A 25,121-nucleotide genomic window follows, 5' to 3' on the forward strand; every position below is an offset into this window, starting at 1 on the left:
GAAAGTTCTATCAAAAATAATTGCTATAAAAAATAATAATTACATAAACTGAAAGTGATGAGTTTTTAGTATTAAACTTTTGGAGGTGTAAATATGTATGTTAAAATAGTAGGAAAGTTTAAGCTAAAACCTGGACAGATTCTTGCTTTAGGTTTTTTTAGTCTTATACTTATTGGGGGATTAATACTAAGTTTACCCATATCATCAAATAGTGGGAAAAGTACAGATTTGGTTGATTCACTTTTTACAGCTACATCAGCAGTTTGTGTTACAGGACTTATAACAGTAGATACTGCAACGCATTGGAATTATTTTGGTAGAACTGTAATAATTATTTTGATACAAATAGGTGGTTTAGGATTTATGTCCTTTACAACATTATTTGCAATATTATTAGGAAAAAAGATTACTTTAAAAGAGAGATTACTTTTACAAGAAGCTCTTAATACATTCGATATTCAAGGATTGATAAAACTTTTAAGATATATTTTAGTTTTTACTTTTTCAGTGGAGGGGCTTGGTGCATTACTTCTTTCAACACAATTTATACCACAGCTCGGACTTGGAGAAGGTATTTATTATAGTATATGGACATCTATATCAGCATTCTGTAATGCGGGATTTGATTTAATGGGAACTATATCTGGTAAATTTTCAAGTTTAGTATCATATCAAGATAATCCAGTTATAATCTATACAATTTCAGGTCTTATAATTATAGGTGGACTTGGATTTATGATATGGAGTGAATTTTATAATTATAAAGAAAGAAAAAAATTATCACTACATACAAAAGTAGTTCTTGTTGTTACAGCTGTTCTTATATTTGGTGGAACAATACTTATGTTCTTATTTGAATATAATAATCCAGCAACACTTGGACCTATGACACTTGGAGAAAAAATAAATAATGCATTCTTTGCAGCAGTAACTCCAAGAACAGCAGGTATGAATACTATTTCAACAGATAGTATGACAGTAGCAGGTAAATTTTTAACAATATTACTTATGTTTGTTGGTGGTTCACCTGGATCAACAGCTGGTGGATTAAAAACAGCTACATTAGGTATACTTGTAGTTACTTTAATTTCTATAATAAAAGGTAGAGAAGATGTAGAGATATTTAAGAAGAGAATATCAAAAGAAACTGTGTATAAAGCTTTCGCCATATTTTTCTTATCACTTATTCTTGTTATAACAGTTACAATGTTACTGGCTATAACTCAACCAGGAGAACCATTTATGTGGATGCTTTATGAGGCAACATCAGCATATGGAACTGTTGGTTTAACACTTGGTTTAACACAACATTTAAATACTATAGGTAAAATTATAATAATGATAACTATGTATCTTGGTAGAGTGGGGCCTATGACTGTTTTACTTGCTCTTACAAGTAAAGCGCAGAAAAATAAAAAATCAGGAATTAAGTATCCAGAAGATAAGATATTAATAGGTTAAATTAAAGGAGAGAGATTAAATGTCTAGTAAACAATTTGTTATTATAGGTCTTGGAAGATTTGGTTCATCAGTAGCTAAAACACTTTATGCTTTAGGTAATGATGTTCTAGCTATAGATAAAAATGAAGATATAGTTCAAGAGATAGCTGATGATGTAACACATGCTGTTCAAATGGATGCTACAGATGAAGCATCTCTTAGAACACTTGGAATAAGAAACTTTGATGTTGCAGTTGTTACAATAGGAGATAATATACAATCTAGCGTTATGGCTACACTTCTTGTTAAGGAACAAGGTGTAAAATATATAATAGCTAAAGGAAATAGTGATTTACATGCTAAAGTTTTATATAAAATAGGAGCAGATAGAGTAATTCTTCCTGAAAAGGATATGGGAATTAGAGTAGCTCATAACCTTGTATCATCTAATATACTTGATTATATAGAACTTTCACCAGATTACAGTATAGTAGAAATTGAAAGCCCAGAGGAATGGTGGGATAAAAATATTGCTGAATTAAAACTTAGAGCTGAATATGGAATAAACGTAGTTGCTATTAAGAGAGGCGATGATGTTAATGTTTCTCCATATGCAGAAGATATAATTGAAAAAGGTGATATTGTAGTAGCCATTGGTTCATCAGAGGATTTAAATAAATTAGAGCTTAAGATATCAAAATAAAGATATATAAATAAACAAAGGAGAGTAATTTATTTTGGTAGTTATAGAAAGTAAAAATAACTCTTTATTTAAAGATTTAAAAAAGTTAAAAGAAAAAAAATATAGAATGCAAACTGCAAGTTATTTAATAGAAGGACTTAGATTTGTTGATGAAGCTTTTAAAAGTGATGTAGAGATTAAATATTTAATTTTCACAGATGAATTTAGGGAAAAACATTCTGAATTTTTAGAAGGAAAAGAAAAAATAAATCAAATAATTCTTTCAAACAATCTTTTAAAGGAGCTTTCCTTTACAGGAACTCCTCAAGGAGTTATGGCAGTTGTTTCTATGAAAAATAGAAATCTTGGTGATGGAGATATAGTTATTCTTGCAGATAAAGTTCAGGACCCAGGAAATATGGGAACAATTATAAGAACTGCTCATGCAGTAGGAGCTGCAGGAATTATAACTACAAAAGGAACTGTAGATATATATAATGATAAGACACTTAGATCAACAATGGGTTCTATTTTTTATTTACCTATAATAGAAGATTCAAATTTTGAAAATATTTTGAGTTTAAAAGAAAGAGGATTTAAACTTGTTGTTAGCTCATTACAAGGAGAAAATAACTTTTTTGAAGAAGATTTAAGAGGGAATATTATTATAGCAGTTGGAAATGAGGGAAATGGTATTTCAGATGAAGTTTATGAAATTTCTGATGTGAAAGTGAAAATACCAATGCCAGGAAATGCTGAATCATTAAATGTAGCAGTAGCCACTTCAGTTATGCTTTATGAAAAAATAAGACAAAATCTAATAAAATAGTATTGAATATTTTATAACTTATATGTATAATTGTGAAGTAAATAGAATAATTTGAATAGACTGTGAAAGAGAAGAGTACATATAGGAATTTCTTTTTAGGGAGGAAAGATCGAGACTGGAAGTCTTTCTAAAGAATGTATATGGAAGTTCGCTCTGGAGTCCTAATTGTGAAATAGTAGTAGCGATTAGCGGTAAAAAGCCGTTATTTTTCTTAAGTGAGCATTTTTTATGCTAATTAGGGTGGTACCGCGGAATATATACCCCGTCCCTTTCTGGGATGGGGTTTTTTATATTTTTTGACATATTAAATTAATTCTGATAGTTGAAAGGAGAATAAGTATGCAAGAAAAATTACAAGCAATTGAAAATATTGCTTTAGAAGAATTAAAAGCAGCTAAAGATAGCACAGCTATTGAAGCTATAAGAGTTAAATACCTTGGAAAAAAAGGTGAGCTTACAGCTATACTAAGAGGAATGAAAGATTTATCAAAGGAAGAAAGACCTGTTGTAGGTAAACTTGCAAATGAAGTAAGAGAAAAAATAGAAAAAGAACTTGATTTAGTTTTAACAGAAATCAAAAATAAAGAAAAAAATGATAGATTAAATAGTGAAGTTATTGATATTTCAATGCCTGGTAAGAAGAACTTAATAGGTAAGAAACATCCACTTGAATTAACTCTTGATCATATGAAAGAAATATTTATATCAATGGGATTCTCAGTAGAAGAAGGTCCAGAAGTAGAAAAAGATTATTATAACTTTGAAGCTTTAAATATACCAAAGGATCACCCAGCTAGAAGTGAACAAGATACTTTCTATATAAATGATAGCTTAGTTTTAAGAACTCAAACTTCACCAGTTCAAGTTAGAGTTATGGAAAAACAAGCTCCACCTATAAAAATGATTTCTCCAGGAAAGGTGTTTAGATCAGATGCAGTTGATGCAACTCATTCACCAATATTCTACCAAATGGAAGGTCTTGTTATAGATAAAAATATAACTTTTGCTGATTTAAAGGGAACTTTAGAGTTATTTGCTCAAAAAATGTTTGGAGATAAGGTTCAAACTAAGTTTAGACCACACCATTTCCCATTTACAGAACCATCAGCAGAAATGGATGCAACATGCTTTGTATGTAAAGGTGAAGGATGTAAAGTATGTAAGGGTGAAGGTTGGATAGAACTTTTAGGTTGTGGAATGGTTCACCCAGACGTTCTAAGAAATTGTGGAATAGATCCAGAAGTTTATAGTGGATTTGCATTTGGATTTGGTGTTGATAGAATGGTTATGCTTAAATATGGCATAGATGATATCAGATTATTATATGAAAGTGATATGAGATTCTTAAATCAATTCTAGGAGGGATAAAATATGAAAGTACCATTTAATTGGCTAAAGGATTATGTTGATATAAATATATCAGCTGATGAACTTGGTGATGCTTTAACATTATCAGGATCAAAGGTTGAGGAAGTTGTTAAAGCAGGAGACAATATTCAAAATGTTGTTGTATGTAAAATAGAAAAAATAGAAGGACACCCAGATGCAGAAAAATTAAAAGTGTGTCAATGTAATATTGGAGAAGAAGAATTACTTCAAATAGTAACAGCAGCTGATAATATGAAAGAAAATGATTTTGTACCAGTAGCATTACATGGTTCAGTTCTTGCAGATGGAACAAAGATTAAAAAAGGTAAATTAAGAGGAATAGTATCAAATGGTATGTTCTGTTCAGAAGAAGAGCTAGGAATAGCAGGAGATGAACCAGTACATGGACTTATGATATTACCACAAGATTCAGTTCCAGGTATGGATATAAAAGAAGCTTTAGGACTTAATAAGGCTATAATTGATTTAGAAATAACATCAAATAGACCAGATTGTTTAAGTGTTGTTGGTATGGCTAGAGAAACAGCTGCTACAATAGGAACAACTTATAGAATGCCAAACATGAAGTTTGAGGCTAAGAATACTGAAAATATTGAAGATATAATTAAAGTTGATGTTAAAGATGAACTTTGTAGAAGATATATGTCAAGAGGAGTTAAAAATGTTAAAGTAGCTCCATCACCATCATGGATGCAAGAAAGACTTCTAGATGCAGGGGTTAGACCTATAAATAATATAGTTGATATTACAAACTTTGTTATGTTAGAGCTTGGGCAGCCAATGCATGCATTTGATAGAAGAGAACTTAAAACTTCTAATATAGTAGTAGAAAGAGCAAATGATGGAGAAAAGTTCATTACTTTAGATGAAGAAGAAAGAATTTTAGATTCATCAGTACTTGCTATAAAAGATGGCTCAGAAGTTGTTGCTTTAGCAGGAATAATGGGTGGAGCAAATTCAGGAATAAAAGATGATACAACAGAAGTTATTTTTGAATCAGCAAACTTTGAAGGAACAAATATTAGAGTAAATTCAAAGAAACTTGGTCTTAGAACAGAAAGTTCATCAAGATTTGAAAAAGATATTGATCCTAACTTAGCACAACTTGCTATAGATAGAGCTTGTGCATTAGTAGAAGAATTAGCTTGTGGTGAAGTAATGCAAGGAACAATAGATATATATAATTCTAAAAAAGAAGAAGGAAAAATGTCTGTTGAAATAGATTGGATAAATAAATTCCTTGGAACAAGTTTATCAGCTACAGAAATGAAGAAATGTCTTGATAGTTTAGATTTAAATACAACTATAAATGGAGAAAACTTAGATATAACAGTTCCTACATTTAGAATAGATATTGCTATTAAAGAAGATATAGCTGAAGAAGTTGCTAGAATATATGGATATAATAATATTCCAACAACTATAATCACAACAAATACAAATAAGGAAGCTAAAAATGCTAAGCAAAAACTTGATGATTTAGTAGTAAATACTATGATTGCATCAGGACTTAACCAATCAATAAGTTACTCATTCGGAAGTACAAAGGCATTTGATCTTATAAATCTTCCAGAAGATTCAAAGCTTAGAAATGTTGTTAGAATTAAAAATCCACTTGGAGAAGATTTTAGTGTTATGAGAACATCAATACTTCCTTCAATGATGGAATCATTAGCAAGAAATTATACAAGAAGTAATAATTATGCTAGATTATTTGAAATGGGAAAAATATACCTTCCAAATGAAGATGAAAATGAACTTCCAATGGAAAGAAATATTTTAACAATCGGAATTTATGGAGATGTAGATTACTTCCACTTAAAAGGAGTAGTTGAAAATCTTTTAGAAGCACTTGGAATTAATAAGTTTGCATTTAAGAGAGAATCAGAAAATCCAAGTTACCATCCAGGAAAAACTGCAATGCTTACAGTTGGAAAAAATGTAGAAGTTGGAGTTTTAGGAGAAGTTCATCCAGATGTAACAGAAAATTATGGTGTTGATACATTATGCTATACAGCTGAACTTGATTTAGATAAACTATATGAATATGCAAATGTAGAAAAGGTATATACACCAATAGCTAAGTTCCCAGCTGTTACAAGAGATATAGCTTTACTTGTTGATGATGCTATTTTAGTAGCAGAAATAGAAGAAACTATAAAGAAAGCTGGATTACCTCTTGTTGAATCAATCGAATTATTCGATGTTTATAAAGGTGAACAAATACCAGAAGGTAAGAAGAGTATAGCTTATGCAATAGTTTATAGAGATCCTAAGAAGACTCTTGATGATAAAGCTGTAAATAAAGTTCATGATAAAATATTAAGAGCTTTAGAACATAAGTTAGGTGCTCAACTTAGATAATCAATGTTTAAAAATTGTTATGTATATGTTAAAATATACATAACAATTTTATTATGTAAGTATATGGTACATATTAAATTATATTAGTTTGAAGAGGTGTAGTATGGCAACAGTCACTGTAAGAATAAATGGTATGGACTATAAGCTGAAAGGAAAAGAAGATGAGGCATACTTAAAAAGTATTGCTGGTCATGTTGAGGACAAGTTACAAGAAATCCTTACAAAGAATACTAAACTTAGTGTTTCAGCAGCTTCTGTATTGACTGCCATAAACTTAGCGGATGAATCTTTTAAGGCAAAAAAAGAATTAAATGATATTTTAAATAACTATGAAAATTTAGAAATAGTTAATAAAAGTTTAAAACAAGAATTAGAAGATGTAAAAATAGAGTATAATGATATTATTACAAGTAAAGATGCTAAAAATTCTAAATTAATAGAAGGAATTAAAGCGGAACTAAAGAAGTCTATAGAAGCGAAGAAGATTATAGAATTAGAAAAGAAAGAATTAGAAAAAGCAAAAACTGTATTATTATCACAAAAAAGTAGTCTAGAAATAGAAAGAGCTAAGCTTAGAACTCTATTAAAGAAGGATAATTCAGAACCTTTAAAGGAAGAAATTAAAAAATTAAAAGAACAATTAAGTATTATGGAAAAAGAAAAACAAGAACTTATATCAGCTAATAAAAAATTAAAAGATTCACATAAAGAGATGAAATTTGAAGTGCAATCTTGTAAATATAGAATGATAGATCTTGAAAATAAATTAGTAGAAAGTCAAATAACAGTAGCAAAGGAAAGAGCTAAAAAAAGTCCAGTATTAGCTAAAGCTAATAATAAAAAAAGCAATAAAAATAATAAGCAAGCTCAAAAGGATAAATAAGAGAATTATAAACAAAGTCTATAATATAGAATTATAGGCTTTGTTTGTGTATAATTAAATATTGATTATGTTATTTTAGAAATATTTAAACTTTATTAGGAGAAGTGAAACTTTATGGAAAAGATAGAATTATTAGCACCAGCAGGATCAATGGAAAGTTTAATCGCTGCAATAAATAAAGGTGCAGATGCAATTTATTTAGGTGGAGATAAATTTTCAGCTAGAGCTTATGCATCAAATTTTGATAGAAAAACCATGGAAGAAGCTGTAGACTATGCGCATAGTTATGGTGTTAAGGTGTATGTAACTTTAAATACATTAATAAAAGAAAATGAATTTAATGAAGCGATAGATTATGTAGGATTTTTATATAGAATAGGTGTAGATGCTTTAATAATACAAGATACTGGGATTTTAAATAAGGCTAAGAGAATTTATCCAGAACTTGAATTACATGCTTCAACACAAATGAGTATACATAATGCAGAAGGAGCATTATTCTTTAGAGAAAATGGATTCCAAAGAATAGTTTTATCAAGAGAACTTTCATTAAATGAAATAGAATATATTTCAAAGGATTTAGGTATAGAAACAGAAATGTTTGTTCATGGTGCTTTATGTGTATCATATTCAGGGCAATGTCTTATGAGTAGTATGATAGGTGGGAGAAGTGGAAATCGTGGACGTTGTGCTCAAAGTTGTAGATTACCTTATACTTTAATTAGAGAATCTGATAGAAAAGAGACAAAGGGATATCTTTTAAGTCCTAAAGATATGTGTACTATAGATAATATTGCAGACTTAATAAAAACAGGAACAAGTTCTTTAAAAGTAGAAGGTAGAATGAAGAAACCTGAGTATGTTGCTGGAGTAATACAAAGTTATAGAGATGCTATAGATGAAGTATTAGGAGTTAAAAAGAAAGAAGATAATAATGATAGAAAGAAAACATTATTAAAATTATTTAATAGAGAAGGATTCTCTAACGCTTATTTATATAAAAATACAGGAAAAGATATGATGGCATATAATAATCCTAAAAATACAGGGGTTTATATAGGTAAAATAGGCAAGAATTGTGAAACTATATTAGAAGAAGATATATCTTTAAAGGATGGAATAAGAGCAGAAGATAATGGATTTATCTTAACTAAGATAACTTTAAATGGTAAGGAAGTTGAATCTGCTAAAAAAGGTGACAAGGTAGTATTATATCCTAAAAAGTATAGAATAGGTGATAAATGCTATAAGATGTCAGATACTAAGTTATTAGCAACTTTAAAGAAAGCATATGAAAAAAGATATGGTAGAAAAATAGAATTAGAGGCAAATGTTAGATTTAAAGTTGGAATGCCATTTGAGATAAGTGTAGAATATAATGGAAAGAAATATGTAAAGTCTGGGGATATTGTAGAAAAAGCAGTTAATAGTCCACTAGATATAACTAAAGTAGAAAAGAATATTAAGAAATCAGGGGAAGTACCTTATAAAATTGAAAAAATAATATTTGAAGATTTTGAGGATGGATTCTTATCTATTGGAGCTATCAATAATCTAAGAAGAGAAATTTTAGAAGAAATTTTAGATTATGAAGTAAATAGATTTAAGAAAACAGTAAAACCTTTAAATAACCTAGAGGTTCAAACAGATAGAAATAGAAATATAGAAGGAATTTATGCAAGAGTATCAACAGCTGATCAATTACAAGCTTTAATGGATTTAGGTGCTGAAAATATAATTATTGATATATTTGGGAAAAATAAGACTACATTAAATAAATCTGTATTTAAGACTTTAGAAGATTTTAAAGGTAAAGTATATTTAGAAATTCCTAATATAGTAAAAGAAGAATTTGAAGTTATATGTAAAGTTATAGATTCACTTAAAGATAAGATTGCAGGACTTTCTACAGGAAATATAGGTATTATAAGAAGATATAAAGATGAAATGGAGATTCTAGGGGGGTATAAAATAAATATATTTAACTCAGAATCATTAAAGTTCTATAATAAGAATATAGATGGAGTTTGCTTAAGTCTTGAGCTTAATAGAAAAGAAATTAAATCTATGTTAGATAAAGAAAATAAGGGAACTCAATTCTTTATATATGGAAAACCTGAAGTTATGGTAAATGAATATTGTCCTATAGGAAGTACTTTTGGGGGGAAAACTACTAATAGAACTTGTGATGATCAATGTATTGAAAGTAACTTTAGATTAAAGGATAGAATAAATGAAGAGTTTATAATTAGAACAGATATATTCTGTAGGGCTCATATTTATAATCCAGTTCCTGTTAATATAACTTCAGAAATTAAGGATATAGAAAGTTTAGGTATAAAATCATTTAGGGTAGATTTTGTAGATGAATCTTATAATGAAGTTAAAAATGTAATGTTAGCAGTAATGAATAGAGAAACTCTTAAAATAGATAAGTTCACAAAAGGACATTATAGAAGAGGAGTAGAATAGGAGAGTGAAGCATGAATAATAAAGTTATTGTATCTTTAGAATTCGATAAAATTAAAAAGTTAATAGAAAAGTATGCTATAACAGCTTCAGCTAAAGAAAAAATAAGAGAGTTAGAACCATATGGTTCACATTTTGATGTTATAGAGCATTTAGAAGAAACAAAAGAAGCTCTAGATCTTTTAATTAAAAAAGGAAATCCACCATTTGAAGGACTTTATGATGTAAAAGAAGAACTTGTTAGAGTTCAAAAAGGTGGAGGGCTTGGAGCAGGAGCATTATTAAAAATAGCTAATATGCTTAGAGCTGCAAGAAGATTTTCAGAATTTATAAGTACAAAGGATGAAGAAGAAGGATATAGAATTTTAGAAGATATAGCAATGGGAATTACTCCTTACAAAAATGTGGAGGATGCTATATTTAGAGCTATAATCGGAGAAGAAGAAATATCCGATAGAGCTAGTGAAAAACTTTATTCAATAAGAAAGAGTTTAAAAGAAAAGAATTCATCTATAAGAGATAAGGTTAATTCAATAGTAAGAAGTAATGCTCAATATTTACAAGATTCATTATTTACAATGAGGGGAGATAGATATGTTATTCCTGTTAAGGCAGAGTATAAATCACTTGTTCCAGGTCTTGTACATGATCAAAGTTCAACAGGAGCAACTTTATTTATAGAGCCTATGAATCTTGTTAATTTAAATAATGAGATTAAAGAACTTATGCTTCAAGAGAGAGCTGAAATTCAAAGAATTCTTGAAGAACTTACTTCTCTTGTATATGGATTTATATCTACAATTAAGACTAATTTTGATATAATTGTAGATCTTGATTTTATATTTGCAAAAGCTAAGTATGGAAGTTCTATGGATGGTATTCTTCCAAGTGTTAATACTGAAGGAAGAATAGATTTAATAGAAGCAAGACATCCACTTATAGATAGAAAAAAAGTTGTTGCATCTAATATTTATCTAGGTGGAGAATTTACTAGCCTTGTTATAACAGGACCTAATACAGGAGGTAAGACAGTTACAATTAAAGCAACTGGACTTATAGAACTTATGGGGCTTTCAGGATTATTAATTCCAGCTAAAGAAAATTCAAGTATTGCTTTCTTTAAAGAAATATTTGCTGATATAGGTGAAGAACAAAGCATAGAACAAAGTTTATCAACTTTCTCAGCTCATATGACTAATATAGTTAAGATTATGGAACAAGCTGATAAAGATAGTTTTGTATTATTTGATGAGCTTGGAGCAGGAACAGATCCAACAGAAGGAGCAGCTCTTGCAATAGCAATTCTTGAAAATTTAAGAAATAGAGGGGCAAGAATACTTGCTACAACTCATTATAGTGAACTAAAGGCTTATGCTCTTAGAACTATAGGGGTAGAAAATGCTTCAGTTGAATTTAATGTAGAAACTTTAAGACCAACTTATAGACTTTTAATTGGAGTTCCTGGTAAATCAAATGCTTTTGAAATTTCTAGAAGACTTGGATTATCAGATGATTTAATTTCTGAATCTAAGAAACTTATTGATAGTGATTCATTAGAATTTGAAGATTTAATACAAAGTCTTCAAGATAAAAGTATAAAGGCAGAAGAATATGCTAGAGATGCAGAAAAGTATAAAATTCAAGCTAAGATGATGAAAGAAAAATATGAAGAAAAGCTTGCTAGAATAGAAGAGGTTAGAGAAAATGCTTATGCAGAAGCGAGAAGAGAATCAAAGGCTATTTTAGATGATGCTAAAGAAGAGGCTGATAATATTCTTAAGAATATGAGAGAGCTTGAAAGACTTGGTGTTTCAAGTGAAGCTAGAAGAGCTTTAGAAAAAGAAAGAGGAAAACTTAGAGATAAGATTTCTACTGCAGAGCAAAGTCTTCAAAAAAATCTTGAAGATAATAAGGGGGAAGAACTTACAGAAGTTTATCCAGGAATGGAAGCAATGCTCCCAAAAATTAATCAAAAGGTTATAATTTTATCTGAGCCAGATAATAAAGGTGAAGTTCAAGTTGAAGCAGGTATTATGAAGATAAATGTAAAGCTTAAGGAACTTAGAAAAGTAAAAGAAACTAAGCAAGAAAAGAAAATTAGAAAAAGAGAAGCTAAATTAAATCTAAAACAAGTTAGTTCATCAGTAGATTTAAGAGGAATGGATTCAATAGAAGCTACTATGGTAGCAGATAAATATCTTGATGATGCAGCTATTGCAGGACTTGGAGAAGTGACTTTAGTTCATGGTAAAGGTACAGGAGTTCTTAGAAGTGCTATAGCTGATATGTTAAGAAAACATCCACATGTTAAAAAGCATAGACTTGGAGTTTATGGTGAAGGTGGAAATGGAGTAACAATAGTAGAATTAAAATAATTTAGTTTAAAAAGAGTTTATCTTGTAAAAAGATAGCTCTTTTTATTTATATTTTATAAGAAAAATAAGAAATTTATATAAGAATAGAAAAGTTATTGATTTTTAATTGTATATATTTTGTAAAATAAGTATGTTAAAATGTATTTTAAAAGGGAATTTTACAAGTAAACTAATGATTAAGGAGGTGAATAAAAACAAATAACCTTATTTATAAATAGAGTTATTATGTTTTTAATGATATGTATTCAAATGAGTTTAAAGAAAGAGTAGCGAAGAAAAAGAAAATGCATAAAACTATAATGGTGGTAATAGGAATTTTAGCTTTAGGTGGAATGTTATCTACAGTAATAGCACCATTATTATATTATTAAGAAATAAGAGAGAGTTCACTAGGGTTATAACTCATAAAAATGTAGCCCTATACTAGATAATAAAATAATTTTTTAAGGAGGGATAAGATGATAATTGTTAGTGCCTGTTTATGTGGTGAGAATTGTAAATATAATGGTGGAAATAATAAAAATGATAAGGTATTAGACTTTATAAGTGATAAAGAAACTTATTTTATATGCCCAGAAGAACTAGGAGGACTTAGTACACCTAGGGAGCCTTCCGAAATGCAGGGAAATGCTAAAGAAGTTCTTTATGGAAATGCTAGGATTATTTCTATTAGTGGAAAGGATGTAACTAAGGAATTTGTAGATGGTGCTTATAAAAGTTTAGAGCTTGCTAAGAAAGTAGGGGCAAAAAAAGCAATTTTAAAAGCAAAAAGCCCTTCTTGTGGAAAAGGTAATGTATATGATGGGAGCTTTAGTGGTAAATTAGTTTCAGGAAATGGTATTACAGCACAGTTATTTGAGGATAATGGAATAATGGTAATAAGTGAAGAAAATTTATAAGTTGTAAATTTTTTAAGAATAGTGGTATAATATATAAAAATTATCGAAAAACATAGAGACAAAGGAGGAATGAACATGGAAAAGAAGATAGCAGCATTTTTTGATATAGATGGAACAATCTATAGAGAAGGACTTATAACAGAGGTATTTAAGAAAATAGTTAAATATGAATTAGTTGATGAAGAAAAGTGGAATCACGAAGTTAAGCCTGCTTTTATAAGATGGGATCAAAGACAAGGAGATTATGATGAATATCTTTCAAAGATGGTTGATATTTATATTGATACTATAAAAGGGCTTAAAAAGCATCATGTAGATTATATTGCTCGTAATGTTATAAATCAAAAAGGAGATAGAGTTTATACATTTACAAGAGAAAGAATTAAATGGCATAAAGAACAAGGTCATATAGTTATAGCTATATCAGGTTCTCCTATAGAACTTGTTAAAGAGATGGCAAATAAATATCAAATGGATGATTATAGAGGGACTCTTTATAAATTAAATGAAGATGATACATATAGCGGAGAAATAGTACCTATGTGGGATTCTAGAAGTAAAGAAAAGGCAATGAAAGAACTTGAAGAGAAATATAATATAGATCTTGAAAAAAGTTTTGCTTATGGGGATACATCAGGAGATTTTACAATGTTTAAGAATGTAGGAAATCCATATGCTATAAATCCAACTAGAGAACTTTTAGGAAAAGTTATGGATTGTGAAGAAATGAAAGAAAAAATAAAATTAATAGTTGAAAGAAAAGATGTTACTTATAAATTAAATCCAGATGCTATAGAATTAATATAAATAAGACTTAAAATTAAGTTTATTAGGTTTATAAAATTATAAAAAATATTTTTAAGTTATGTTTAGTAAGTAAATATAAAATTTATTAGTTAAAGAAAGTTCTTTGAATAATATCAAAGAACTTTCTTTTATAGAATGAATAAAAAGGTCCCTTCTTGTTAATAATAAATTACAGGAGGGATTGATTATGGAAAAATTGAATATTTTAATAAGAGAAAAAAAGACTCATCATGAGGCAAGAAAAACTAGAAGAGAAGGTAAAGTTCCAGGTATCTTATATGGAAAGGCTATAAAAAATATGCTTTTTGAAATAGGGGCTATAGAGTTAGATAGATATATAGTTGAAGAAGGATGTAACTCTCTTATAGATGTAGATATTAACGGAGAAAATCATAAAGCTATGATAAAGGAAGTACAAAGAGATCCTATAAATAGAAAGATAATACATCTTGATTTACAACAAGTTGAAGAAGGTAAAATTGTTACAGCTAATGTTCCAGTTAATTTTGTTGGAGAAGATAATCTTGTTAGAAATGGAATTGTTCTTCAAAAGCAAAAAGATTCTATAAAAGTTAAGTGTGAAGCTGAGAATATTCCAAAAGCAGTAACAATAGATGTTGCAAAAGCTAAAGTAGGAGATAATTTTAAGATATCAGATGTAGAATTTGGTCAAGAAATTTCAATAATGGATAGTTTAGATTCTGTTATGGCTAGTGTGACATTTGAGCAAAAAGTAAAAACTTTAGAAACTATTGAAGAAGGTCAACAAAGAACTTTAGAAATGCAAAAAGATTAATAAAGAGTTTAAGCATCTCATATTTGAGATGCTTAATTTTTTGTTAAGATATGGTAAATATTTAATCTTAATCTTTTTATAATTCATAAATATGGTAAACTTAAAAAGATAAAATTTTAAAATGGTATTATATTTAAATCTTATATAATATAATTATGTATAGTAAAGAATGGGAGGATTAGGAAATGTATAGAGAGAAATATAACCAGTGGCTAAATTCTGATATAGTATCAGAAGATTTAAAAACAGAGCTTTTAGATATAAAAGACAATGAAAAAGAGATAGAGGAAAGATTTTATAAAGAATTAGATTTTGGTACAGGTGGCCTAAGAGGAATTATAGGAGCAGGTACAAATAGACTAAATGTTATTACAGTTGGAAAAGCTACACAAGGTTTTTCAAATTTCTTAAATGATGAATATGGAGAAAATAAATCAGTAGCAATAGCTTATGATTCAAGAAATATGTCTGATGTATTTGCAAAAGCAGCTGCACTTAATTTAGCTGCTAATGGGATAAAAACATTTTTATTTAAGAGTTTAAGACCTACACCAGTATTATCATTTGCTGTTAGATATTTAGGATGTAAAGGTGGAATAGTACTTACAGCATCACACAATCCTAAGATATATAATGGATATAAAGCTTATGATGAAAATGGATGTCAGTTAACAGATGAACCTGCAAAAAGAGTTATCGATTATGTTAATGAAATTGAAGATTATTCAAAGATTAAAACTATGAATGAAAGTAAGGCTATAGAAGAAGGCCTATTAGTTTATATAGCTGAAAATGTAGATGAAGCATTTATAGAAAATTTAAAAGAGGTAACAATAAGAGAAGAATTAGTTAAGAATAAAGCTAAAGATTTAAAGATAGTTTATACACCTATACATGGATCAGGTAATATACCAGTAAGAACAGTATTAAAAGAACTTGGTTATGAAAATGTATATGTTGTTAAGGAGCAAGAATTACCAGATGGTAATTTCCCAACAGCACCATATCCTAATCCAGAGAATCCAAAAGTATTTAAGCTTGCTTTAGAATTATCAGAAAAAGTAGGAGCAGATGTTATTTTTGGAACAGATCCAGATTGTGATAGAATTGGTGTAGTTGTTAAAGATAATAATGGAGAATATAAAGTATTAACAGGAAATCAGACAGGAATACTATTAACTCATTATGTTCTTTCATCATTAAAAGAATTAAATAAGTTACCAGAGAATGGTGCAGTAATTAAAACTATAGTTACAACAGAAGCTGTTAGAAAGATTACAGATGATTATGGAGTTAAGTTATTTGATTTATTAACAGGATTTAAATATATAGGAGAAATGATGACTGAGTTTGAAAAGAGCTTAGAATATAAATATCTTCTTGGATTTGAAGAAAGTTATGGTTATTTAATAGGAACTCATGCAAGAGATAAGGATGCTGTTGTTGCAGCTCAAATGATTGCAGAGATGACTCTTTATTATAAAGAACAAGGAAAAACTTTATATGATGCTTTAATTGACTTATATGAAAAGTATGGATATTTTAAAGAAAGTTTAGTTTCAGTAACTCTTGAAGGAAAAGAGGGACAAGAAAAAATAGCAAGTTGTATAGAAGCTCTTAGAAATACTAAGCTTGAAGAAGTAAATGGAATAAAAGTTAATCTAGCTTTAGATTATAAATTAAGCAAAGAGCTTAATAATATTACAAAGGAAGAAAAAACTATAGACCTTCCAAAATCAAATGTGTTAAAATATGTTCTAGAAGATGATTCATGGTTTGCTGTTAGACCTTCAGGAACAGAACCTAAAATGAAAGTTTACTTAGCAGTTAAGGGTAGAAGTTTAGAAGATGCAGAAAATAAGAGTGCAGACTTTGAAAAGAATGTAATGGCAATAATAAATGAAAAATTAAATTAATAATTATAGGTTGTCCTCTAAGGGGCAACCTATGTTTTTAGAAGAGGAGTGTAATTAATATTGAATTTTAATCAATTTTCAAAAGATAAATTATCAGTTCTACTTTTTGTGGAATTAAATCCAGATGGTTTTCTTAAGGCTTTAGGAGCAGATAATAAGGAATTAAATTTAAAAGAGTTATATGTACCAATAGATCCTAAATACCTAAATCAAGATGTAAAAAAGGGATATAAGCTAGATAAACTTCCAATAAACTATTTTGTTGAAGGGATGTTTTTTGCTTTAGGAGGAGATAAGAACTTAAGATTTAATAATGATTATAAGAAAATACTTCCTCTTATACATGATGCAGAATTTTGCGTAAAAAGTATAATAGCTGAAAAGACTAAAGCAGGAGAACTTGAAGAAGCTCTTATGTTATTACTAGGGCTATGTGAATATAAAGAGGATAAAGATATATTTGAAAAAACTTTACTTGTATGTGAAGCTTTAAGAGAAAATAATAAAGAATATAATGACTTACAATTAGAAATTGCAGATAAAGCAAAAGAACTTTGGAGTTTAGAAGCCTTTCCACATTTATATGCAAGTTTAGCTTATAAAGATAAGGAAGATTTAAGTAAGGCCCTAATAGATATAAATGAATATGTAGCGAAAGGTGGAGAAAAAACTAGTGAGATAGCTGCTTTAAATGAAGAAATTGAAGATGCATTAAAATATGAAGAAGGTAAAGAGGCTTTAGTTGAAGAACCAACAGTTGCATTAACAAAACTTTTACCTCTTGCAGATAAATTTGAAGAGGATGCTATTATAAGATTCTATATAGGAACATGTTATAGAAGACTTGGTAATTTTGAAAAGGCTATATATTACTTAAATGAAAGTATGGCTCTTGATAATAATATAGTTGAAGTAGTTAATGAGCTAGGAATAAATTATGCATCACTTGGAGATTACGATAATGCAATAAAATATTTTAGAAAAGCATTTGAAGCTACTAAAGATATTGAAATATGTACTAATCTTATAATGAGTTATGTTCACAATAATGATATAGAAAATGCTAAAAAGCATTTAGCATTAGCAGAAGCTATAAATAAAGATGATGAAATAGTTAAAGAAATAAAGAAATATTTCAAAGATCTTTAATATTTAGGAGGGGAAGTATGGAAGATTTAAAAATGGCAGACATAAATATAAAGACTTTTATTAATGACTTAGCTTCAGATAAGCCAGCACCAGGTGGTGGAGCAGTTGCAGCTATGTCAGCAGCTCTTTCAGGAGCTTTATCATCAATGGTTTATAGTTTGACAGTTGGAAAAAAGATATTTGATGAGCTTTCAGAAGAAGATAAAATAGTTTTAGGACAAAATATAGAAGAGGCAAAAGGATTTGCAAATGAGGCTTTAAAATTTGCAGATAAAGATAAGAAAGCATTTAATGCTCTTATGGATGCATATAAGCTTCCAAAAGAGACAGAAGAGCAAAAAAGAAAAAGAGCTAATGTAATAGAAAAAAGAACTTTAAAATGTTTAGTAGTACCTCTTAGTCTGGCAGAAGAAAGTTTACATTTCTATGAGAATATAAAATTTGCAGCAGAAAAGGGGAATAAGAATCTAGTTTCTGATGCTGCTATTTCAGCAGTAATGCTACATTCAGCAATTGAATCAGCTTTAATAAATGTTAAAGCAAACCTTAAGTTTATTAAAGATGAAGAAGTTAAGGCTGGAGCTATGAAAAAAATGAGAATTATAGAGGAGAATAATAATATTTTAAAGATAGAAACATTTAAAGTTATTGATAACTATCTATAAAAAACAAGAGAGCCTTAGTTTAAGGCTTCTCCTGTTTTTCTATTTTCCATTAAATGATCTAATGATTTAAATTCATAACCATCATTTTTTAATTTTTTTAATACCTCATCTAATATCTCAGTATTAGTTTTTGAGCAGGCATGTAAAAGTAAAATTTGACCATTATGTATATTTGAAGTTATTTTATTTATTGCATATTCTCTACTTGGTTGCTTATCTACTAACCAGTCTTTATAAGCAAAGCTCCAAAATACAGATATATATCCTAAGTTTTTAGTTTCAACTAAAGCTTTGTGGCTATATCTTCCCATAGGAGGTCTAAAATATTTAGGCATATCTTTACCTGTTACTTCTTTATAGGCTATTTCAACATTTGTAAATTCATCTTTAAATTCAGGTTTATTTGCAAGTGTTGGCATAGATTTATGACGAGAAGTATGATTACAAACAAGATGTCCACCATCTACCATACTCTTTATTATATCTGGATTACCAGTTATATAAGGTTTAGTAACAAAAAAGGCTGCTGGAACATTATTATTATTCAATACTTCTAAGATTTTAGGCGTAAATCCATTTTCATAACCTTCATCAAATGTTAGATATAAAACTTTTTGAGTTTCATCACCTTTATAGATAGCTAAATCATCAGTTACATAAGGAGTTTCCTTAGGTGCCATAAGTTTATTTAAATTTTTGTCAAATGAATAATACCAACTAAATTCATTATTAGTTATTTTATTTTCATTAGCCAAAACCTTTATTGGAGAAAAAAGCAATGATAAGCCCATTATTAGTGAAAGAAATTTTTTCATGAACATCACCTCAATAATTAGTATGGCTTTTAAGCTTTAAGAGTATATAAAATATTCATGCCATAATAGCCAAGAATATACATGGCTTGAAATATAATAGAAGCTAGAGTATAATTTTATGGTATATGAATAAGTTAAAAATGAAAGGAATGTACATAGATGAAGTTAGGAATAGTTGGTTTACCAAACGTAGGGAAAAGTACATTATTTAATGCTATAACAAAAGCAGGTGCTGAATCAGCAAACTATCCATTCTGTACTATAGAACCAAATGTTGGAGTGGTTAGTGTACCAGATAAAAGATTAGATGTTTTAGAAAAAATGTATGGAACAAAAAGAAAAGTATATACAGCAATTGAATTTTATGATATTGCAGGTCTTGTTAAAGGTGCAAGTAAAGGTGAAGGACTTGGAAATAAGTTCTTATCACATATAAGAGAAGTATCATCAATAGTTCACGTTGTTAGATGTTTTAATGATGAAAATGTTGTTCACGTTGAAGGTTCAGTAGATCCTATAAGAGATATTGAAACAATAAACCTTGAACTTATTTTTGCTGATATAGATGTTATTGAAAGAAGAATGGAAAGAACTCTTAAGTCAGTTAAATCAGGGGATAAAGTAGCTAAGGCTGAATATGCATTAATGGAAAAAGTTAAAGCTCACTTAGAACTTAATAAACCAGCTAGAACATTAGAAGTTGATGAAGATGAAGCTAAGTTATTAAAAGGATTCTTCTTAATTACATCAAAACCAGTTCTTTATGCATGTAATATATCAGAAGATGATATGATGGCAGGAAACCTTGAAAATGACATGGTTAAAAAAGTTAAAGAGTATGCAGAGGCAGAAAATTCAGGAATTACAATAGTTTCAGCTAAATTAGAAGAAGAATTATCAGGGCTTGAAGATGAAGAAAAAGCAGAAATGCTATCAGAGTACGGATTAGAAGAATCAGGTCTTGATAAGTTAATTCAAGCAAGTTATAAATTACTTGGATTAATAAGTTACCTTACAGCTGGAGTTCAAGAAGTTAGAGCTTGGACAATAAAAGAAGGAACAAAAGCTCCTGCAGCAGCAAGTAAGATTCACTCAGATATTGAAAGAGGATTTATTAGAGCTGAAGTTGTAGCATATGATGATTTAGTTGCATGTGGTTCAGAAGCTGCAGCTAAAGAAAAAGGTCTTTACAGATTAGAAGGAAAAGACTATGTAATGAAAGATGGAGATGTAGTTCAATTTAGATTTAATGTTTAATTTAAATTACTACAATAAAAGAGACTGTCTTATAAAGACAGTCTTTTTTATTTTGTATATAAAATGCAATATATTAAAATATTATAAATTCTATTTTTATATTTTATAATATATATTTTTTCTACATAGTATAAAGACATTAAATACTATCTATCGATATATAACTTCTTAAATTTACTTTATTTTATAGAAGATGATAGTTAGTGGCAAAAAAATAAAATAAATCGTAGATATTTACATAAATATACTAAATAAAAATCGTTAATTGGTATATTAATTGTTTAATTGTATAATGAAATTAATATTTATCGTATAAAAATTTAGTAAAATAGCTGTAAACTTATGTAAAATGGTTGCAAAGTTAGTATAAAATAGTGTAAATTATAATTAAAGAAATAATTCAATTAATAACCTTAATTTACTAATATATGAAAAATAAGTGTATATATGTTATAAATAATTAAATTTATAATTTTTTATAAAAATATTTTAGTATATAAAGATAAAAATAGAGTAGAATTAAAGATTCTATTTAAAATAAAGAATATTAAACTATTTAATTTTAAATATAAGGAGAAACAATATGGATTTTAAACACATATCAGTTCTTTTGAATGAATGTATTGAGGGACTAAAGATAAAAAATGATGGGATTTATGTTGACTGTACTTTGGGTGGTGCAGGACATTCATCAGTTATTTTACAACACTTGGGTGAAAATGGAAGACTTATAGGAATAGATCAAGATAAGGATGCTTTAAAAGCAGCGGGAGAAAGATTAAAAGATTTTAATAATGCAACTTTAGTTCATAGTAATTTTGAAAATTTAAAAAATGTTTTAGATAATTTAGAAATAGATGGAGTTGATGGTATTTTAATAGACCTTGGAGTTTCATCTTATCAACTTGATAATGCTGAAAGAGGATTTAGCTATATGCAAGATGCTCCACTTGATATGAGAATGAATAGAGAAGAAGAATTTTCAGCTTATGAAGTAATAAATACTTATACAGCAGAACAATTATTTAGAATAATTAAAGAATATGGAGAAGAAAAGTTTGCAAAAAGAATAGCAGATTTTATTGTTAAAGCTAGAGAAGAAAAACCGATAGAAACAACATTTGAATTAGTTGAGATAATAAAATCAGCAATACCTGCAAAAGCAAGAAGAGAAGGACCTCATCCTGCAAAGAGAACTTTCCAAGCTATAAGAATAGAAGTTAATAGAGAGCTTGCTATAATTTCAAATACAATTAAAGATGGGGTAGAAAAATTAAATAAGGGTGGAAGAATGGCAATAATTACTTTCCATTCATTAGAAGACAGAATAGTTAAGAAAACATATAAGGATTTAACAAATCCATGTACATGTCCAAGTAGCTTACCAGTATGTGTATGTAATAATAAACCAATAGTAAAGATTATTACTAGAAAACCAATAGAAGCTAGTGAGGAAGAGCTTGAGTACAACCCAAGAAGTAGAAGTGCAAAACTTAGAGTTATAGAGAAATTATAAGGGTATGAAGAATTAATTTTAGTAGGGGATGAAGTGGTATGGTTGTAGAAAAAACTAATTATGAGAGAGAGAAACAAACACTTCAACCAAAGAGAAAAAAAATTGATAGAAGCAAAAGAAGAGAAGAATATAGAAAAAAGCAATTTAAATTAAAACAAGAAAAAGATAAAAAAATAAGAAGGTTATCTGTTTTAACAGCAGGACTTATTGCTGTGTTCGGAATGATTATTCTAATTACAGATTGTCAAATCTATAAGAAGCAACAAGAAATAACTAAAATTAAAAATGATATTAGAATTATGAAAGAAAATAATGAAGATTTAAGAATAAAGCTATTAGAACATTCTTCATTAGAAAATATAGAAAAAGTAGCTAAAGAGAAGTTAGGAATGGTATTTCCAGAAAAGGAAGATATGTTACAAATAGTTAAATAAAACAATGGCTAAATTTTAAGGGGAATCTAATTAGTCAGATAATATTTGATGAGTGGGTGTACTTTATATAGGTGCATCCTAATTTTATATTTTAAAATTAATGTTTTATGGGGGTACAGTGTGAAAAGAAAAGCTAGTAAAAATAGAATAAAAGAAAAATATACTGCAAAACAAAAGGTAGCTATTTCAAATAGATGTAGATGGCTTTTAATAATTCTTAGCATACCTACTTTACTTATTTTTTTAAAACTTACATATACAATGGTATTTAAAGCTGATAAATATAGCAAAATGGCTGAAGAGCAATGGGTAAATGAAATAAGAATAGAAGCTAAAAGAGGAAAAATTTTAGATAGAAATGGAAATGAGCTAGCTATAAGTGGAGATGTATATAGAGTAGATTTAGATCTTACAACTCTTAATAAAACTTATGAAAAAAATGCTAGAAAAGATAATAGTGATTTAAGTGAAAAAGAAAAGAAAGAGAAGGAAAAAAATAAGCTTGCTAGTCAGCTTGCAAGTATATTAAAGATAGATAAAAAAGAAGTTTTAGCAAAACTTAATGCTAAATTACCATCTGGAAATCCAGCAACTAGTGCGATTTTAGCTAGAAGAATTGATAAAGAAGTAGCTGATAAAATAAAAGACTTAAAGTATTATGGAATAATAATTTCAAGCGATACAAAGAGATATTACCCAAATGGAAACTTCTCATCATATATATTAGGAAATGTTAATTCAGATATTAAGGGACTTAATGGTGTAGAACTTACATATGATTCAATATTATCAGGAGTACCTGGGGTAAGAATAGCTGAAGTTAGTAAAGGACAGGATCCCTTACCACTTAAAGAATCAGAATTTACACCAGCTATAGATGGAAAAAATGTAGTTTTAACAATAGATGAGCAAATTCAATATTTTGTTGAAAAAATAGCAAAGGAAACTATGGATGAGTATAAAGCTGAATCTGTAAATATATTAGTTATGGAGCCTAATACTGGTGAAATATTAGCAGCAGCTACAACTCCAGATTATGATCCTAATAAACCTTATGAAGGATTTGAAAAATTTAGTGGTAAAACAGATGATGAAAAAATACAACAAATGTGGAGAGATAGAATAGTATCAGACACATATGAACCAGGTTCAACTTTTAAAGTTATGACATTAGCAGCTGCAATTGAAGAAGGAGTTGCTGGTAAAGGTGAAACTTATTATTGTAATGGATATAAAGTTATCTTAGGAACTAGAATAAATTGTTGGAATGGTGCTGGACATGGGCCACAAACATTTAGTCAAATTTTAGAGAATTCTTGTAATGTTGGACTTATGGAAGTAGCTTTTAAGCTTGGAAAAGATGAATTATATAAGTATATTAAAGAGTTTGGATTTGGAGAACTTACAGGAATTGATTTACCAGGAGAAAGTAAAGGGATTGTAATGAATCCTGAAAATATGTCAGATGTAGATTTAGCTACAGTATCCTTTGGACAAGCTAATACAGCTAATATGCTACAATTATTATCAGCATTTAATGCAACTGTAAATGGTGGATTATTAGTAGAGCCACATGTCATGAAAGAAATATCTCATACTACAGATGAAGGGGCAGATGTTATAGATGATGTATTTAAACCTACTAAAAAAAGAGTTATAAGTGAAGAAACATCTAAGCAAATTAGAACAATGGTTGAAAATGTAGTAACTCATGGTACAGGAAAATCTGCTTATCTTGAAGAATATAGAGTAGGTGGGAAAACTGGTACTGCACAAATGGTTGATAGTATTAATGGGGGGTATGGAAAAGGTAGAATTGCTTCATTTATAGCAACTGCACCAGCTAATAATCCAAAGGTCAGTATATTAGTTAAAATTGAGAATCCAAAGTCTTCTGCCGCATCAGGAGGTGCAATGGGAGGTCCAGTAGTTAAAAAAGTATTAGAAAAAATATTTAATAATAAATCAGCAGAAGCTCTTAATTTTGATAATAATAAAAATAAATCATTTATAATTCCAGAAGTTAGAGGAATGACTAAATCTAAAGCTGAAGAAACTTTAAAGGAATTAGGGATAAATGTTAAATTTGAAGGAAAAGGGGATATTGTATCAAAGATGGATATTATTCCAGGTTCAATGGTTAAAAGTGATTCAAATATAGTTTTAAAGCTTACACAAGGTTCTAGAATAGATAAAGATATTATGGTTCCTAATATGATAGGTTTTACAAAACAAATGGCTGAAGAGATGCTTAAAAAAATTGGACTAAAAGGTGAATTTGATAAAGATAAGGGTGTAATTAATAAGCAAAGTATTAATAAAGATACTATTATTAAAAATGGAGATACAATTAAATTTATACTTCAAGAATAAAATTTCAACTTAAAGTAATTTAATAAGAGTGTTTAACATATTATTTAGGGATATATCAATTTA

At 28.5% G+C, this 25,121-nt stretch carries 20 protein-coding genes and 1 other annotated feature; of the genes, 19 read left to right on the plus strand and 1 reads right to left on the minus strand.

The genetic code is table 11. The annotated features are described in order from the left end of the window. The first annotated feature begins 93 nt into the window (after nucleotides 1–93). From BN8917_RS07740 to BN8917_RS07805, 15 genes are all read left to right on the plus strand, one after another. On the plus strand, nucleotides 94–1,461 hold the full coding sequence (locus BN8917_RS07740; protein ID WP_066872877.1) for a TrkH family potassium uptake protein: 1,368 nt from the start codon (nucleotides 94–96) through the stop codon (nucleotides 1,459–1,461). A 19-nt stretch (nucleotides 1,462–1,480) separates the two neighbouring features. After that, entirely contained in the window at nucleotides 1,481–2,143 is a 663-nt protein-coding gene (locus tag BN8917_RS07745; RefSeq protein WP_066872880.1) for a potassium channel family protein, read from the plus strand. Between the two features lie 34 nt (nucleotides 2,144–2,177). Continuing rightward, nucleotides 2,178–2,951, plus strand: a complete 774-nt coding sequence (locus BN8917_RS07750; protein WP_066872883.1) for a TrmH family RNA methyltransferase — start codon at nucleotides 2,178–2,180, stop codon at nucleotides 2,949–2,951. 53 nt (nucleotides 2,952–3,004) lie between these two features. Then, nucleotides 3,005–3,224: a binding site (T-box leader), on the plus strand. Between the two features lie 66 nt (nucleotides 3,225–3,290). Beyond that, nucleotides 3,291–4,310, plus strand: coding sequence for a phenylalanine--tRNA ligase subunit alpha (gene pheS / locus BN8917_RS07755; RefSeq protein ID WP_066872886.1), 1,020 nt, complete (start codon nucleotides 3,291–3,293; stop codon nucleotides 4,308–4,310). Nucleotides 4,311–4,322: 12 nt separating this feature from the next. Then, entirely contained in the window at nucleotides 4,323–6,704 is a 2,382-nt protein-coding gene (pheT, locus tag BN8917_RS07760; RefSeq protein WP_066872889.1) for a phenylalanine--tRNA ligase subunit beta, read from the plus strand. A 103-nt stretch (nucleotides 6,705–6,807) separates the two neighbouring features. Then, a complete protein-coding gene (gene zapA / locus BN8917_RS07765; protein WP_066872892.1) occupies nucleotides 6,808–7,587 on the plus strand; it encodes a cell division protein ZapA in 780 nt (259 codons plus the stop codon). Nucleotides 7,588–7,701: 114 nt separating this feature from the next. Continuing rightward, nucleotides 7,702–10,059, plus strand: coding sequence for a U32 family peptidase (locus tag BN8917_RS07770; protein ID WP_066872895.1), 2,358 nt, complete (start codon nucleotides 7,702–7,704; stop codon nucleotides 10,057–10,059). Nucleotides 10,060–10,070: 11 nt separating this feature from the next. Beyond that, nucleotides 10,071–12,431 carry an endonuclease MutS2 gene (locus BN8917_RS07775; RefSeq protein WP_066872900.1) on the plus strand — a complete coding sequence of 787 codons (2,361 nt, stop codon included), beginning with the start codon at nucleotides 10,071–10,073 and terminating at the stop codon, nucleotides 12,429–12,431. A 239-nt stretch (nucleotides 12,432–12,670) separates the two neighbouring features. Then, nucleotides 12,671–12,802 carry a hypothetical protein gene (locus BN8917_RS14705; protein ID WP_265327636.1) on the plus strand — a complete coding sequence of 44 codons (132 nt, stop codon included), beginning with the start codon at nucleotides 12,671–12,673 and terminating at the stop codon, nucleotides 12,800–12,802. Between the two features lie 87 nt (nucleotides 12,803–12,889). Beyond that, nucleotides 12,890–13,330 carry a 2-thiouracil desulfurase family protein gene (locus BN8917_RS07780; protein ID WP_066872902.1) on the plus strand — a complete coding sequence of 147 codons (441 nt, stop codon included), beginning with the start codon at nucleotides 12,890–12,892 and terminating at the stop codon, nucleotides 13,328–13,330. A 75-nt stretch (nucleotides 13,331–13,405) separates the two neighbouring features. Then, nucleotides 13,406–14,137, plus strand: coding sequence for an HAD-IB family hydrolase (locus BN8917_RS07785; protein WP_066872904.1), 732 nt, complete (start codon nucleotides 13,406–13,408; stop codon nucleotides 14,135–14,137). Nucleotides 14,138–14,324: 187 nt separating this feature from the next. After that, nucleotides 14,325–14,933 carry a 50S ribosomal protein L25 gene (locus BN8917_RS07790; protein WP_066872907.1) on the plus strand — a complete coding sequence of 203 codons (609 nt, stop codon included), beginning with the start codon at nucleotides 14,325–14,327 and terminating at the stop codon, nucleotides 14,931–14,933. 185 nt (nucleotides 14,934–15,118) lie between these two features. Continuing rightward, nucleotides 15,119–16,849 carry a phospho-sugar mutase gene (locus tag BN8917_RS07795; RefSeq protein ID WP_066872910.1) on the plus strand — a complete coding sequence of 577 codons (1,731 nt, stop codon included), beginning with the start codon at nucleotides 15,119–15,121 and terminating at the stop codon, nucleotides 16,847–16,849. Between the two features lie 60 nt (nucleotides 16,850–16,909). Further along, entirely contained in the window at nucleotides 16,910–17,998 is a 1,089-nt protein-coding gene (locus BN8917_RS07800) for a tetratricopeptide repeat protein (protein WP_066872913.1), read from the plus strand. Nucleotides 17,999–18,015: 17 nt separating this feature from the next. After that, nucleotides 18,016–18,663, plus strand: a complete 648-nt coding sequence (locus tag BN8917_RS07805; protein ID WP_235829990.1) for a cyclodeaminase/cyclohydrolase family protein — start codon at nucleotides 18,016–18,018, stop codon at nucleotides 18,661–18,663. 14 nt (nucleotides 18,664–18,677) lie between these two features. Here the strand turns inward: BN8917_RS07805 and pdaA are convergent, their stop codons facing one another. Continuing rightward, nucleotides 18,678–19,478 carry a delta-lactam-biosynthetic de-N-acetylase gene (gene pdaA, locus BN8917_RS07810; RefSeq protein ID WP_066872916.1) on the minus strand — a complete coding sequence of 267 codons (801 nt, stop codon included), beginning with the start codon at nucleotides 19,476–19,478 and terminating at the stop codon, nucleotides 18,678–18,680. A 159-nt stretch (nucleotides 19,479–19,637) separates the two neighbouring features. On the opposite strand from pdaA, the gene ychF reads away from it, so the two are divergent. The 4 genes from ychF to BN8917_RS07830 all read left to right on the plus strand — a co-directional run bounded on the left by ychF (nucleotide 19,638) and on the right by BN8917_RS07830 (nucleotide 25,058). After that, nucleotides 19,638–20,735, plus strand: a complete 1,098-nt coding sequence (ychF, locus tag BN8917_RS07815; RefSeq protein WP_066872919.1) for a redox-regulated ATPase YchF — start codon at nucleotides 19,638–19,640, stop codon at nucleotides 20,733–20,735. Nucleotides 20,736–21,318: 583 nt separating this feature from the next. Next, nucleotides 21,319–22,251 carry a 16S rRNA (cytosine(1402)-N(4))-methyltransferase RsmH gene (rsmH, locus tag BN8917_RS07820; RefSeq protein WP_066872922.1) on the plus strand — a complete coding sequence of 311 codons (933 nt, stop codon included), beginning with the start codon at nucleotides 21,319–21,321 and terminating at the stop codon, nucleotides 22,249–22,251. Nucleotides 22,252–22,289: 38 nt separating this feature from the next. After that, entirely contained in the window at nucleotides 22,290–22,685 is a 396-nt protein-coding gene (locus BN8917_RS07825) for a septum formation initiator family protein (RefSeq protein ID WP_066872925.1), read from the plus strand. 120 nt (nucleotides 22,686–22,805) lie between these two features. Then, a complete protein-coding gene (locus BN8917_RS07830) occupies nucleotides 22,806–25,058 on the plus strand; it encodes a stage V sporulation protein D (RefSeq protein ID WP_235829991.1) in 2,253 nt (750 codons plus the stop codon). Nucleotides 25,059–25,121 lie beyond the last annotated feature (63 nt).

The organism is Clostridium mediterraneense (assembly GCF_900091705.1).
In the GTDB taxonomy this organism is placed as follows: Bacteria; Bacillota; Clostridia; order Clostridiales; family Clostridiaceae; genus Sarcina; species Sarcina mediterraneense.

Bases quoted from the DNA above. Each gene is read 5' to 3' on its own strand.
- BN8917_RS07740 (WP_066872877.1), top strand. From the start codon at position 94: ATGTATGTTAAAATAGTAGGAAAGTTTAAGCTAAAACCTGGACAGATT.
- BN8917_RS07745 (WP_066872880.1), top strand. From the start codon at position 1,481: ATGTCTAGTAAACAATTTGTTATTATAGGTCTTGGAAGATTTGGTTCA.
- pheS (WP_066872886.1), top strand. From the start codon at position 3,291: ATGCAAGAAAAATTACAAGCAATTGAAAATATTGCTTTAGAAGAATTA.
- pheT (WP_066872889.1), top strand. From the start codon at position 4,323: ATGAAAGTACCATTTAATTGGCTAAAGGATTATGTTGATATAAATATA.
- zapA (WP_066872892.1), top strand. From the start codon at position 6,808: ATGGCAACAGTCACTGTAAGAATAAATGGTATGGACTATAAGCTGAAA.
- BN8917_RS07770 (WP_066872895.1), top strand. From the start codon at position 7,702: ATGGAAAAGATAGAATTATTAGCACCAGCAGGATCAATGGAAAGTTTA.
- BN8917_RS07775 (WP_066872900.1), top strand. From the start codon at position 10,071: ATGAATAATAAAGTTATTGTATCTTTAGAATTCGATAAAATTAAAAAG.
- BN8917_RS14705 (WP_265327636.1), top strand. From the start codon at position 12,671: ATGTATTCAAATGAGTTTAAAGAAAGAGTAGCGAAGAAAAAGAAAATG.
- BN8917_RS07780 (WP_066872902.1), top strand. From the start codon at position 12,890: ATGATAATTGTTAGTGCCTGTTTATGTGGTGAGAATTGTAAATATAAT.
- BN8917_RS07785 (WP_066872904.1), top strand. From the start codon at position 13,406: ATGGAAAAGAAGATAGCAGCATTTTTTGATATAGATGGAACAATCTAT.
- BN8917_RS07790 (WP_066872907.1), top strand. From the start codon at position 14,325: ATGGAAAAATTGAATATTTTAATAAGAGAAAAAAAGACTCATCATGAG.
- BN8917_RS07795 (WP_066872910.1), top strand. From the start codon at position 15,119: ATGTATAGAGAGAAATATAACCAGTGGCTAAATTCTGATATAGTATCA.
- BN8917_RS07805 (WP_235829990.1), top strand. From the start codon at position 18,016: ATGGAAGATTTAAAAATGGCAGACATAAATATAAAGACTTTTATTAAT.
- pdaA (WP_066872916.1), bottom strand. From the start codon at position 19,478: ATGAAAAAATTTCTTTCACTAATAATGGGCTTATCATTGCTTTTTTCT.
- ychF (WP_066872919.1), top strand. From the start codon at position 19,638: ATGAAGTTAGGAATAGTTGGTTTACCAAACGTAGGGAAAAGTACATTA.
- rsmH (WP_066872922.1), top strand. From the start codon at position 21,319: ATGGATTTTAAACACATATCAGTTCTTTTGAATGAATGTATTGAGGGA.
- BN8917_RS07825 (WP_066872925.1), top strand. From the start codon at position 22,290: ATGGTTGTAGAAAAAACTAATTATGAGAGAGAGAAACAAACACTTCAA.